The sequence below is a fragment of the Neorhizobium sp. 05N33 genome (assembly GCF_056397445.1).
In genome coordinates this window covers 138,880-151,895 of sequence record NZ_JBFTNK010000010.1, presented here as the reverse complement: position 1 = coordinate 151,895, position 13,016 = coordinate 138,880, and the positions used below count along the sequence as shown (strand labels likewise).

General features: G+C 61.0%; 11 protein-coding genes and 1 pseudogene. 3 read left to right on the top strand and 9 right to left on the bottom strand.

The window, feature by feature from the left end; genetic code table 11:
* A complete protein-coding gene (locus tag AC1DLT_RS22820; RefSeq protein ID WP_477488265.1) occupies positions 1 to 960 on the top strand; it encodes a dihydrodipicolinate synthase family protein in 960 nt (319 codons plus the stop codon).
* Between the two features lie 110 nt (positions 961 to 1,070).
* On the opposite strand, the gene AC1DLT_RS22815 is transcribed toward AC1DLT_RS22820, so the two are convergent.
* The 7 genes from AC1DLT_RS22815 to AC1DLT_RS22785 are packed head-to-tail and all read right to left on the bottom strand — an operon-like array spanning position 1,071 to position 9,221.
* The gene (locus AC1DLT_RS22815) at positions 1,071 to 2,876 is read right to left on the bottom strand and encodes an ABC transporter ATP-binding protein (protein ID WP_477488264.1); all 1,806 of its coding nucleotides are present in this window, start codon (positions 2,874 to 2,876) and stop codon (positions 1,071 to 1,073) included.
* Between the two features lie 3 nt (positions 2,877 to 2,879).
* Complete coding sequence (locus AC1DLT_RS22810) at positions 2,880 to 3,818, bottom strand: ABC transporter permease (protein ID WP_477488263.1); 939 nt, start codon at positions 3,816 to 3,818, stop codon at positions 2,880 to 2,882.
* Entirely contained in the window at positions 3,818 to 4,792 is a 975-nt protein-coding gene (locus AC1DLT_RS22805) for an ABC transporter permease (RefSeq protein ID WP_477488262.1), read from the bottom strand. Before AC1DLT_RS22805 ends, AC1DLT_RS22810 begins: the two co-directional genes overlap by 1 nt.
* Before the next feature lie 5 nt (positions 4,793 to 4,797).
* Positions 4,798 to 5,772, bottom strand: coding sequence for a nucleoside hydrolase (locus AC1DLT_RS22800; protein WP_477488261.1), 975 nt, complete (start codon positions 5,770 to 5,772; stop codon positions 4,798 to 4,800).
* Positions 5,769 to 6,728, bottom strand: a complete 960-nt coding sequence (locus AC1DLT_RS22795) for a nucleoside hydrolase (RefSeq protein WP_477488260.1) — start codon at positions 6,726 to 6,728, stop codon at positions 5,769 to 5,771. The genes AC1DLT_RS22800 and AC1DLT_RS22795 overlap by 4 nt, the downstream gene beginning before the upstream one ends.
* Positions 6,729 to 6,767: 39 nt before the next feature.
* Entirely contained in the window at positions 6,768 to 7,649 is an 882-nt protein-coding gene (locus tag AC1DLT_RS22790; RefSeq protein WP_477488259.1) for a dihydrodipicolinate synthase family protein, read from the bottom strand.
* Between the two features lie 21 nt (positions 7,650 to 7,670).
* The gene (locus tag AC1DLT_RS22785; protein WP_477488258.1) at positions 7,671 to 9,221 is read right to left on the bottom strand and encodes an ABC transporter substrate-binding protein; all 1,551 of its coding nucleotides are present in this window, start codon (positions 9,219 to 9,221) and stop codon (positions 7,671 to 7,673) included.
* Between the two features lie 135 nt (positions 9,222 to 9,356).
* On the opposite strand from AC1DLT_RS22785, the gene AC1DLT_RS22780 reads away from it, so the two are divergent.
* Positions 9,357 to 10,253, top strand: coding sequence for a LysR family transcriptional regulator (locus tag AC1DLT_RS22780; RefSeq protein ID WP_040124146.1), 897 nt, complete (start codon positions 9,357 to 9,359; stop codon positions 10,251 to 10,253).
* 126 nt (positions 10,254 to 10,379) lie between these two features.
* Here the strand turns inward: AC1DLT_RS22780 and AC1DLT_RS22775 are convergent, their stop codons facing one another.
* Together AC1DLT_RS22775 and AC1DLT_RS22770 are read right to left on the bottom strand one after the other, a co-directional pair.
* A complete protein-coding gene (locus AC1DLT_RS22775) occupies positions 10,380 to 11,474 on the bottom strand; it encodes a nucleotidyltransferase family protein (RefSeq protein WP_477488288.1) in 1,095 nt (364 codons plus the stop codon).
* A 60-nt stretch (positions 11,475 to 11,534) separates the two neighbouring features.
* Positions 11,535 to 11,660 (bottom strand): annotated as a pseudogene (locus tag AC1DLT_RS22770) (IS5/IS1182 family transposase); the annotation flags it as partial.
* A gap of 392 nt (positions 11,661 to 12,052) precedes the next feature.
* On the opposite strand from AC1DLT_RS22770, the gene AC1DLT_RS22765 reads away from it, so the two are divergent.
* The gene (locus tag AC1DLT_RS22765) at positions 12,053 to 12,889 is read left to right on the top strand and encodes an alpha/beta fold hydrolase (protein ID WP_247136590.1); all 837 of its coding nucleotides are present in this window, start codon (positions 12,053 to 12,055) and stop codon (positions 12,887 to 12,889) included.
* Positions 12,890 to 13,016: the final 127 nt, after the last annotated feature.

The window sequence follows — 13,016 nt, the reverse complement described above, 5'->3', positions numbered from 1 at the left end:
ATGCCCAATTTTTCCGTGACACCAGAAATGCTTGCGAAATCGGTCCTCTCCGTGCCGCCCCTGGCACGCAAGGCCGACTACACGCTCGACCGCGAAGGCAACCGCCAGATTCTGGCGCATCTGGCGCAAGGCGGCGTGACGACAGCGCTTTATGGCGGCAACGCCAACCTCTACAACATCTCCGTCCGCGAATTCGCGGAGATGGTCGACATGCTGAAGGAGATCGCCCCCTCCGGCACCTGGCTTATCCCTTCGGTCGGTCCGGACTACGGCAAGTCGCTGGACCAGATCGCAATTCTCAAGGGCCACGACCTGCCGACAGCGATGGTCCTGCCCCTGAATTTCCCGGTGACTTCGGCTGGCGTCGCAACCGGCCTTCGCCGTATCGCCGACGCCTACGGGCGGCCGATCATCGCCTATGTGAAATCGCTCGACTACATTTCGGCGGCCGATCTCGCGGCCGTCGTTGCGGATGGGGCGATCTGCACGATCAAATACGCGGTCGTCCGGCAGAACCCGAAGGAAGATACCTACCTCTCCGAACTCGTCCAGAAGGTCGAACGCAAGATCATCATCTCCGGCATCGGCGAGCGGCCGGCGATCAGCCACCTGATGGATTTCGGTCTGCAGGGCTTCACGTCTGGCTCCGTCTGCGTCGCACCCGCCATGTCCACCGGTATCCTGAAAGCACTGAAGGCCGGCAACGTCGCCGAGGCGGAACGGCTGCGGGCCTTCTTCATGGGGCTGGAAGACCTGCGCGACGGCGTATCGCCGCTCCGCGTCCTGCATGAAGCGGTTGCGACAGCCGGCATTGCGGATACCGGCCCGATGCTGCCGTTCCTGGAGAATATCACCGACGCCAAGGTGCTCTCCGCCATAACGGCAGCCTCGCAGAAACTGCTGGCGGCGGACCGGGCATATCAATCCGGTCAGGTCGAGAAGCAGGTTGAGTGGGCCTAGGAAGTGCATCCCTGCCCATTAAATAAACCGCCTGAGCACGCCGCCACCGACCTGGAACCGATCATCATAGCTTGGCGGAACGGTTTCAAAGTGCCTTATCAGGCCTGACCTTATGCGACCTGTACGAAGTGGCCTTCGCCGGCCTGGCTGTAGGACCGCTTCGGCGGCACGTAATCCGCAGCACGGAACGGGCTCTTGATCTCGTCGTTCGATATCCGGCGCGTCTGACGACGCGACGGATCTGCGATCGGGACCGCCGCCATCAGCCGTTTCGTATATTCATGCTGCGGGTTTTCGAACACGGCCTGGCGCGGGCCGATCTCGACGATCTCGCCCAGATACATGACCGCGACGCGGTGACTGATCCGCTCCACCACCGCCATGTCGTGGCTGATGAACAGGTAGCCGAGACCGTATTTCTCCTGCAGGTCGAGCATCAGGTTGATCACCTGCGCCTTGACTGAAACGTCGAGTGCAGAAACGGATTCGTCCGCGATGATCAGCTTCGGCTCCAGAGCAAGGGCGCGGGCGATGCAGACGCGCTGACGCTGGCCGCCGGAGAATTCATGCGGGAAGCGGTCTGCCATCGATGCTGAAAGGCCGACGCGTTCGAGCAGCTCGGCCACCCGTTCCTTCGCTTCAGCCGCACCGGCCAGCCCATGGGTGACGATCGGCTCGGCGATCGCATTGCCGATGCGGATGCGCGGATTGAGGCTTTCGAACGGATCCTGGAAGATCATCTGCGCTTCCCGGCGGATGTCCGCCAGTTGGGATTTTCCGGCTCCCAGGACGTTCTGGCCGTCGATCTCGATCATGCCGGACTTCGCATCCGTCAGCCGGATGATCGAACGGCCGGTTGTGGACTTGCCGCAGCCGGATTCGCCGACGAGCGAAAGCGTCTCGCCCTGCTGCAACTGCAGTGAAACACCTTCGACGGCGTGAATGCGGCCGACTGTCTTGCGCAGGAAGCCCTTCTTGATGTCGAACCGGGTCACCAGGTCGTTGACCTTCAGGATCGGCGTGGCATCGCGCCTCACCGTATCCGCTGTGGGTTCGGGGGGCTGGATATCGCCGGTCACCATATCGACCTGGGGAAAACGCAGCGGCCGGTCAAGCCCGGTCATGGAACCGAGCTGCGGCACGGCGGCGAGAAGCGCCCGCGTATAAGGATGCTTTGCCCCGGCGAAAATCTCACGCGTCGTGCCGGTCTCGACAGCATCGCCGCGATACATGACCACGGTGCGGTCGGAGATTTCCGCCACCACGCCCATGTCATGGGTGATGAAGAGGACGGACATGCCTTCCTCTTCCTGCAGGGCCTTGATGAGTTCCAGGATCTGCGCCTGGATGGTGACGTCCAGCGCCGTCGTCGGCTCGTCGGCGATCAAGAGCTTCGGATCGCAGGCAAGCGCAATGGCGATGACGACGCGCTGCCGCATGCCACCGGAGAAGTTCATGGGATATTCGTTGAGGCGTGACCTCGCCGATGGGATACGCACCTTATCCAGGAGCCGGACGGCCTCCGCCTCGGCCTGCGTATTCGACATGCCGCGATGATGGACGAGGACTTCGGTGATCTGCTGACCGATTTTCAGCACCGGATTGAGGCTGGTCATCGGCTCCTGAAAGATCATGCCGATGCGGTTGCCCCGGATGGACTGCATTTCGTCGAGTGGCAGGTCGAGCAGGTTCCTGCCCTCGAAATCGATGCGACCGGTGACGCGCGAATTGCCGGGCGACAGAAGCCGCATGATCGACATGGCCGTGACGCTCTTGCCGGAGCCGGATTCGCCGACCACGGCGACGGTCTCCTTCGCGCCTATGTCGAAGCTGACGTCGTTCACGACATTGCGCCATTCGCCGCCGACACGGAATGCAGTGTTGAGGTTTGAAATCGAAAGGATCGGATGGGTCATGTCTCAGCCTTCCCGCCGGGGATTAAGAATGTCGCGCAGGCTATCACCGATCAGGTTGATGCCGACGATGAGCAACAGAAGGACCAGACCGGGGAAGAAGCTGATCCAGTAGTCGCCTGAGAGCAGGTATTCGAACCCGTTCGAGATCAGCAGGCCGAGCGACGGCTCGGTCACCGGCAGGCCGATGCCAAGGAAAGAAAGCGTCGCCTCCAGCATGATCGCATAGGCGACGCGCATGGTCGCGACGACGATCAGTGGCGGCAGGCAGTTCGGCAGGATGTGCCTGAAGAGGATGTGCCGGCCGGGAAGTGCCATGGACCGGGCCGCATCCACGTAGGCGCGTTTGCGCTCCACCAGTGCCGAGCCTCGAATCGTGCGGGCGTAATAGGCCCATTGGGTGACGATCAGCGCCAGGATGATCTTGTCGACCCCTTGCCCCAGGACGGCGAGGAAGATCAGCGCGATCAGGATCGCCGGGAAGCTGAGCTGGATGTCGACGACGCGCATCAGGAACGAATCCAGCCGGCCCCCGGCATAGGCGCTGACGAGACCGAGGGAGGCGCCGATCACCAATGCGATCGCCGCACTCGATATACCGACCAGGATACTGGTCCTCAGCCCGTAAAGGATGGCGCTCAGGAGGTCACGGCCCTGGTCGTCGGTGCCGATCAGGTATACCATCCCGTTCATGCTCTGCGAGCCGGGAGGCAGCCGCCCGTCGAGGATGTCAAGCTGCGACAGATCATACGGGTTCTGCGGCGCGATCAGGGGCGCAAGAACGGCAGCCAGAATGAAGACCAGCACCAGAAAGATGCCGACAAGCGCCAGCTTGTCGTGCAGGAGGGCGACAATCATCTGACGGAACGGCGAGCGCGAGCGGCGTGCCTGACCGTCGGCGTTGCGGACATGGACTGAACCGGCAGCATTGGTGTCCTGGCTCATCACGAATTCCCTTCAAGACGAACGCGCGGGTCGACGATCGAGTAGAGGATATCGACGAGGAGGTTGATGACGCTGAACATCACGACGGTGATCATCAGGTATGCGAGGATTAGCGGGCGATCGAGAACGGCGATGGCGTCGATGATGAGCTTGCCCATTCCCGGCCAGGCGAAGATCGTTTCGGTGACGACCGCGAACGCGATCAGCGAACCGAGTTCGAGGCCGATGACCGTGATCAGCGGAATGAGCGTGTTCTTCAGCACATGTACGGTGACGATCCGGCTTTCCGGCAGGCCCTTGGCACGCGCGAAACGAACGAAATCGAGCTGCATTGTTTCGAGCACACCCGCCCGCGTGAGACGGATGATGAGGGAAATCTTGAACAGCGCCAGGTTCAGCGCCGGCAAAAGAAGATGAGACAGGCCATCCAGCGTGAAGAGGCTGATGGGCACGCCGAAAACCGGCACTGTATCACCTCGCCCGGATGCCGGCAGCCATCCCAGCTGGACGCTGAACAGCATGACCATCACCAGGCCGATCCAGAAGGTCGGCAGGCTGAAGCCGAGGATCGAGAAGGTCATCACCGACTTCGAGATTAGGCTCTTCGGCTTCAGGCCCGCGTAGACGCCGAGCGGAATTCCGAAGACGAGACCGAGGACGAGCGCCACGAAGGCAAGTTCAAGTGTCGCCGGCATGCGTTTGAGGATCAGCGTCAGCGCCGGCTGGTTAAAGACGAAGGAATTGCCGAGGTCGCCAGACAAGGCGCGGGTGAGGAACAACCAATATTGCTCCCACACAGGCCTATCGAGCCCGAAGGCCTGGATGACCTGCAGGCGTTCGGTCGGCGTCGCCGTGGAGCTCAAGAGCACATCGACCGGATTGCCGACGAGATAAAGGCCCACGAAAACCAGAACCGACATCACGAATAGCGTCAGAACCGTCTGGATCGACCGGCTTAAGAGATAACCGCTCATAGATTTCAGCCTCCCGGCGTTTTGGGACCGGGCGCAGCGCTTCCGTAAAGCGAAATGCGCTCGATCAACAGATTGATGAACCCCGCCTCGTCCACATCGGTCACCACGGTGGCGTTTGGGGTGCGGTCCATCTTTTGGTAGAAGTCGGCATAGGTATAGCCCATCGTGAGCCCGGTGACCTGCGTGCCGACGGTTGCTTTGCGGCTGGTGAAAAGCTCCGGCCTGATCAGCCACGCGATCGTCGTCGCGTCGTGGATCGGCCCGCCCGGCCGTCCGAAGCGCGCCACGTCGCTGCGATCGAAGGTCGAGAAGAGATTGTAGAGCGCGCCGCCCGCGGCCCCGCCGCGAGCGCTAAAGCTCTTGAAGTGTTCCGCCGTGAACAGTGCCTGGAAGGTCATGTCGAGCGGCATCACCACGATCGGGACGCCGGAACGATAGACGATCTCTGCCGCGTGCGGGTCCGCAAGCACGTTGAACTCGGCCCAGGGGGTGCGATGGCCGAGCGCAGTGAAGGCGCCGCCCATCGACACGATCTGCCGTATGCCGCGCGCCACATCAGGGTGCTGGATGAGGGCAAGCGCAAGATTGGTCATCGGCCCGATGGCGCAGATGGTCACCGGCTCACCGGCCCTGGCTGCTTCGCGCGCCGACCTCACGATGAACCGCACAGCATGTTCTTCCGACGGCTCAATGCCGCTGCGTGCGACGAGGTCATCGCTGAACGCGCCGATCCTCGCATATTTTCCGAACACCTGCTCCCGGACCAGCGGTCCGGCCGCGCCCGCGTAGACGGGCACATCGGTGCGGCCTGAGACGCCGACGATCTTGCAGGCGTTCGCCACCGTATCCTGCAAAGGGACATTTCCAGCGACGATCGACAGGCCGAGCACGTCGAGCTCCGGCGATGCCAGAGCCATGAGGATGGCCGCCGCGTCATCCAAGCCAGGGTCCGCATCGATGATGACCCGTTGGCGGCTCATGCGACGACCTTTTCGGCGTAACGCGAAAGGCGATCGAGGAAGAAGGCGATAATGCCCTCCGCATCCACCTTGGTCACGATATCCGCATTGGGTTCGAGGCCGCTCTTTCCGTACCAGTCGGCGACGGTCTGGCCCATGCAAAGTTCGCTCTCGTGCTCGACGAACACCCGGGCGCGCTCGGTCGTAAAGAGATGCGGCGCCAGAAGGTACGCGATCACCAGTGGATCATGGAGAGGCCCGCCGCGCGAACCGTAGCGGCGCACGTCGTTGCGATCCCAGAAAGCCATGAGTTCGGCAAGCGTCTGCGAAATGCGGCCGCTGACATTCGAAAACTCCGCGACGTGCTCCGGCTTCAGCATGACCTGATGCGTCGCATCGAGTGCCAGTGCGACGATCGGGATGCCGCTTGAAAACACGACATGCGCGGCATGCGGATCGGCCAGCACGTTGAATTCCGCGGTCATCGTCCGGTTGCCGGGCTCGCGATAGGCGCCACCCATCATCACGATACGCTCGATGCCCTCGGCGACCTGCGGGTTCATCCGCAGCGCCACAGCGAGATTGGTCATCGGACCGAGGCAACAGACGGTGATTGGTTTTTTTTCCAGAGCTGCGGCGGTCAAGGTGTCGATCAGGAAATCGACTGCGGACTTGGGCTCGACCGTCTTCACCGGTTCCGGCAGCACCGTATTGCCCAGCCCGGTCTTGCCATGGAACTGGCCATAGATCGGCTCGCGCAGCATCGGCCGGAAGCAGCCGGCATAGACCGGAATATCCGTTCTCCGGCCCAGTTCGCAGATCTGCAGGGCATTGCGCACCGTGCGTTCGAGCGGCTGGTTGCCGCAGACGGGCGTGATGCCGAGGATGTCGAGTTCCGGCGAAACGAAAGCAGTCAGAAGCGCGATCGTGTCGTCTATCCCCGGATCGCAATCCACGATGATCGGAATTGGTATCATTTCGAATTTGCCCTTGAATTGTCGGTTGAATGCCGGCGCTCAGAGCGCGCCGACATCACGCAGAACCGCACCGATCTCGGCACGAGCCGCGTCTGCGAGCGGCGCCTGCGGCGCCATCGGCGCGCCGACCGGAAAGCCCTGAAGCTCGAGCGCCGTCTTGATGCAGGCGGCGATCGAATATTTCGCGAAGATCTCGTTGACGCGCCAAAGCGGACGCTGCAGTTCCATCGCCTTTGCCCAGTCGCCCGCCTTCGCCGCTTCGTAAAGGGAAATGCTCTGGCGCGGCACGATGCAGGCCGGACCTGCCATCCAGCCGACCCCGCCGATCATCATCACGCAGACCGGAATATGCGCGGAGGCGGCGAACACCTCCATCCGGCCGCGGGTCCGCTCGATGATGGAGAGCAGCCGCCCGGTATTGGTCGAGGCATCCTTGATGTAGCGGATGTTCTCGACATGGCTCAGACGCTCGATCACGGGGAGAGTGAGATCGGAACGCTGGAACTGCGGATTGGTGTAGAGAACGACCGGCCGCCCCCTGGCCGCCCTGGCGATCGCCGTGAAATAGGCTTCGACGCCCTCATCGCTGACCGGGAAATAGGCCTCAAGAATAGCCAATATGCCGTCGGCTCCCGCCTCGACCATGTATTCCGTCTGAGCAACGGCATCGCTGGTCGACGTAGACGCCACGCCGGCGACAACGGGCACCCGGCCACGATTGGCCGAGATTACGGTGTCGACGACGTGACGCCGCTGCTCTTGGGAGAGATAGGCAAATTCACCGGTGCTGCCGAGCGGCGTCAATCCATGGACGCCGGCGTCGATCAGGTGATCCACGAGATCCGTCAGCACGCCTTCCATGACCGCGCCCGACTGGTCGATCGGCGAAACAAGGTAGGGGAAAACACCGCTGAAAGACATGACGGATCACCGCTTTCCGGATCAGTTCGGCTTCACATAGTAGGGAAGCGTGTAGGCATCCGACCGGCCTTCATAGGAAAGGCCGTTCTTGAGAGCCCAGGTGTTGGCGAGGTAAAAGACCGGGATGACACCGAGATCGGTCATGGCGATCTCGGTCGCCTTCTTCAGGAGCGCCTCACGCTTGGCATCATCGAGCGTACCACGGGCTTCGCTCAGCGCCTTGTCGAACTCCGGATTGGAGTAGCGGCCGCGATTGCCCTGCCCTGCCTTCTCACCATAAGTCTCGAGGATGGGGCCAAGCACGCCGGAGGCTTCGCCGGTTTCGACAGCGGCACCGCCCATGATGAAGCTGAACTCCAGATTGGAAGCGCGGGTGAAGTAGACGCTGCCCGGCAGCGTCACGACCTCCGTCTTGATGCCGATGCGGCTGAAGAACTGGCCAATCGCCTGCGCCACCTTGGAGTCGTTCGGATAACGGTCGTTCGATGCGTGGAAGGTCAACGAGAAACCGTCTGGATAACCCGCCTTGGCCAGCATTTCCTTAGCCTTGTTCGGGTCGTAGGCATCGACCTTGATGGCCGGGTCATAACCGAAATAACCTTCCGGAACGACCTGCCCGGCCGGCACGCCCTGGCCGTCCATGATGCGGTCGACGAGCGCCTCACGGTTGATCGAGAGAGAAAGCGCGCGACGTACTTCCAGCTTCAGCAGCGGGTTCTTGCCGTCCGGACCCTTGGTGAAGGGCGATTCCTCGCGGCCCTGATCCATGTGCAGATACATGATGCGGTTGCCCGCAACGTTGACGACCTTCAGCTTGTCGGACGCCTGGAGCTTGCGCGTGTCGGCAGTCGGAATGCTCTCGATCATGTCGACATCGCCGGAAAGCATGGCGGCGACACGGGCGCTGCTGTTCTTGAACACCCGGAACGTCACCTTGTCCCAGGCAGCCTTCTCGCCCCAGTAACCGTCGTTGCGCGCGACGACAACGTTATCGTCCGGCGTCCAGGAGACGAACTTGAACGGACCGGTGCCGATGACGCCCTTGCCCGAGTTCATGTCTTCGGTGGTCGTCTTTTCCATCTCGGCCGGCAGGATGGCAATGCGGCTGAGGTTGTTCAGAAGGAGCGGCGTCGGACCATCCGTTTTGATGCGCACCGTGAGCGGATCGACGGCGGTGACATCGGTGATCGCCTTCACATAGGCTGCGAACGAGCTTGGACTGTTCTTCGAGGCGAGCGGCACGCGTTTGATGCTGGCTACGACGTCGTCAGCCGTGAAGTCGCTGCCGTCGTGAAACTTGACGTTCGGCCGCAGCTTGAACTCCCAGGTCGTATCGTCGATCGTCTTCCAAGACGCGGCGAGTGCCGGCTGAATCTGCTGCTTGGCATCCTGATTGACGAGACCGTCGAAGATGTTGCGCGCCATGGCGCTGTTCGGGCCGACGACATAGAACTGCGGATCCATAGATGTGGTCGAGGCGGCCAGACCAACGGTGAGATCCTTCGCATGGGCTGCGAGCGGTGCGGCAAAAACTGACGCTGCCAGTGCGGCTGCGATCGTAAGGAATTTCATGATGGAGCTCCTCCGGGGTTTCCGAAATCCGCGCTCTCCCAGCGGATTAGAGATGGCATTAAAGCCTCGGGCCAGAAAAGAAAAATTGCATTTGGTATTCCGTTCATGTCCTAATGTTATGGGAGAGCCAAGCGCATGCGATTGAAACCACGGCAGGTCGAAGCCTTCAGAAGCGTGATGATGACGGGCGGCATTACCGCCGCCGCCGAGGCGATGAACGTCACTCAGCCTGCCGTCAGCCGCCTCATCCGCGACTTGGAGGAAATCGTTGAGATCAGGCTGTTCGAACGGGTCGGAACCCGGTTGATGCCGACAGCCGAGGCGACGCAGCTCTTCCGGGAGGTCGAGCGGCTTTATCTCGGCCTCGACCAGATCGCCCAGGCCGCCGACGATATCCGCCGGCACAAGAACATCGTGCTGAGGATCGCCAGCGTCACCTCACTGGTCCGGCCCTACCTGCATCAGGCGATCATCGATGTTGTCGGCAAACGTTTGGACATCCCACTGGTGATCGATGTCGAAAACAGCCGCCATATCTGGGACATGGTCGAGAAAAACCGCTATGATCTCGGCTTCGTCTTCAGCTCGCCGCGCATGGCCGACAAGAATGCCGTCCTGCTGCACGGTTCGCATGCGGTCGCCGCCATGGCGCCCGGCCACCGGCTGGCGTCTCGCAAGGTTATCACGCCCGCCGACCTTCTGGACGAGCGCGTCCTGATCCCGGGCCGCAATTCGCCGCTCAGGCTGGCGCTGGACCGCGCCTTTTCGAATGAAGACCATCAACCGATCAGCACGATGGAAACCTCGATGCTGAACTGCTGCTATTTCGCGGCATCGGGAATGGGTGTCGGCATCGTCGATCACACCAGCCTTCGGTCCGCCAGCGCCGACATCATCGCCATTCCGTTCGAGCCGAAGATCGAAGTCTCCTATTTCGCCATCCGTCCATCAGGCGGGCAGCGCATTGCAGTGCTGGACGACATCGTAAGGCGGATGCAGGATATGATGTGTGCTATCAACAATACCAGATGAAGTATGCTTGGGGCGGTCGATCAGTGGAAGTCGGTGCTATTGAGTGGATATGAACTCTCGACGCCATATTTGTCTTCGCCACTTTCGAATTAAATCAACTGCTTGGCTTTCGAGGTGGAAGACAGCCTACTCTCCAAACGGAAGTTCAATTTCTTCGCGGTTCTTTTTCGCGCCCTCGATCAGGACGGTGCGGAGCCGCTCGGCATCTTGTGGAAGCAGCATTCCCGCCCCGGTTCGAATAGCTTCTTGCCACGCAGGCCCGCGCTCCCATGCTTCGTTGTAGACGAGCGCCAAGTCGGCAGATCGCCTTGTCTGCTGCAGAGCCTCAAGGAGCAGCGCAGCTTGACGAACGTCCTTCTCTCGCTTCGCCGGGCCCTGCCCGTCAGTGTGTCGGCGGCTAGCGACTATGAGCTTGTGGACCGCATACCGGGACGGATCGGGGACGACGACTGGGACGCCGCTTCGGTGGAGCAGCATTGTCCTGACGGGTTCCCTTATGAGGAAGTCGAGAAAGCGTAATGGATCCGCGCTGGCGCCACCAAGGGCGGGCATCTTCGCCGGCTGGTCGACGTAGTCATCCGAACCGCGGTTCGACGTCAGGAATTCAACCCTGTAGCCGTCGGCATTCTGAAACGCCGACGAGGCCGCGGATCCCGATCGATGTGGAATTGGCCGGAAGCTGGCGTCGACGCCCTGCAACAGCTCAACGATCGGAGGCAGACTGTCTTCAACCTCCTGACTGATGGCATAGTCCTGGGCGATGTCCGCATCGCCGGTCAGAATCGCAGCCATAGGAAGGCGGACGCCCAGCAGTCCTGAATAGCACTGAAAGGCCACCGTGCCGATGAGAATACCCCGGAGCCGGAAGAGACCGCCATCGGCAAGAGCCTCAACGATGTCGCCCGACATGGCGTCAGGGGCGACCATCCCGCCTTCGCGGGTCAGGGTATTTACCAAACGCCTGCGAGCGCGTAGATCGTCCTTGTCCCGCTTATGATCAGCTACGCGCTGCGCGATATCCGGATCATCAGCAGAACCGACGTAACGACGTTTCGTACCACCATGTCCATCTGGAATGTCGAAGTACCAGTATTTGCGCCCCTTGATGTTCGCCGGGGTGAACCGACCCTCCGGAGGGAAATCGGCCGTCCAAGCGGCGTCGAGCGAGCGCTGACCTAGCTCGGCGAGCATCGTCTGATACATGAGGTCGATAGACTTCATAAGCGCGACTCCGATGTTATACTGTTTTTCAAAAACAGTATAGCGGTCGAGAGGATAGGTCGCAAGATAGGATGCCACGAACGGTAAGATCTTCCGAGACCGTCGCAGAACCGGGATAGCACGATCGCGATTCTGAACGTCGGCCGGTTGAGGATCAAGCACGAGAGCACGTCGTCCGTCCATATCGGCCGCCCCGGGACATCATCGAGAAGAGGCATCAACTGGCCTTGGCTTGGGATGCGTCACGTCGCCCGAAGAGAGTTCAAAACCTTCTGGAGCCGCGCCGTGAAAAGGACAGCAACTCCGCTACACGCAGCGCAATTCTGAAAGGTCATGGGTTTTCGCAATTGGGTAAAACCTCTCTCGTGGATGCATTAAACACGGAGAAAATCATGATCGGAAACTCTTTCCCAGACTCATCGAATACAAGCGAACATCTTCTCGCGCCACCGCAAGCGTTCCGGCGCAACGTGCTGATTGCCGGTCTTTCCGCTTCGGTTCTGGCGGCAATGCCCGCCGGCGCCGCAGCCAAGAGCACCGCCTCCAAAAGCCGTCAGACCGACAAGGAAAGCAGTGACATGAACTACGTAACCACTCCCGATGGCGTCGAGATCTTCTACAAGGACTGGGGCCCAAAGACCGCTCAGCCGCTCGTCTTTCATCATGGCTGGCCGCTTTCCGCCGACGACTGGGACACCCAGATGCTTTTCTTCCTCGGTAAGGGATATCGCGTGATCGCTCACGACCGGCGGGGCCACGGCCGCTCGAGCCAGGTCAGCGACGGCCACGATATGGATCATTATGCGGCCGATTTTGCTGCAGTCGCCAAGCACCTCGATCTTCGCAACGCCATTCATATCGGGCACTCGACCGGTGGCGGTGAGGCCACGCGCTATGTCGCCAGGCACGGCCAGCCTGACGGACGCGTCGCAAAGCTGGTACTGATCGGCGCCGTGCCGCCGATCATGGTCAAGACCAAGGCAAATCCCGGCGGATTGCCGATCGAAGTCTTCGACGGCCTGCGCTCACAACTTGCCGCAAACCGCGGACAATTTTACCATGATCTCGCAAGCGGTCCCTTCTATGGCTTCAATCGGGAAGGCACCAAAAAGATCGAAACGATCGTCCAGAACTGGTGGCGCCAGTCGATGATGGGTGGTGCCAACGCGCAATATCTCGGCATCAGGGCGTTTTCGGAAACGGATTTCACCGAAGATCTCAAAAAGATCACCGTGCCGACGCTTGTGATGCATGGCGATGACGACCAGATCGTGCCGATCGCCGACTCCGCGCCGCTCTCGGCCAAGCTTCTAAAGGACTCCACCCTTAAGATCTATCCCAACCTGCCGCACGGGATGTGCACGACGCATGCCGAAATCATCAACGCCGACCTGCTCGCCTTCATCGAGCGGTAGTCGGCTGGGAAGCGGTGCTATCCGCCGCCAGCGCCGCTTCCCGGTTCTTTTATGACATTTTCAAAAGCAAGCGGGCAGCGACTCCAGTTGAAAGAGTGACATTATAATTCCCGAGCTGACGCGGCCA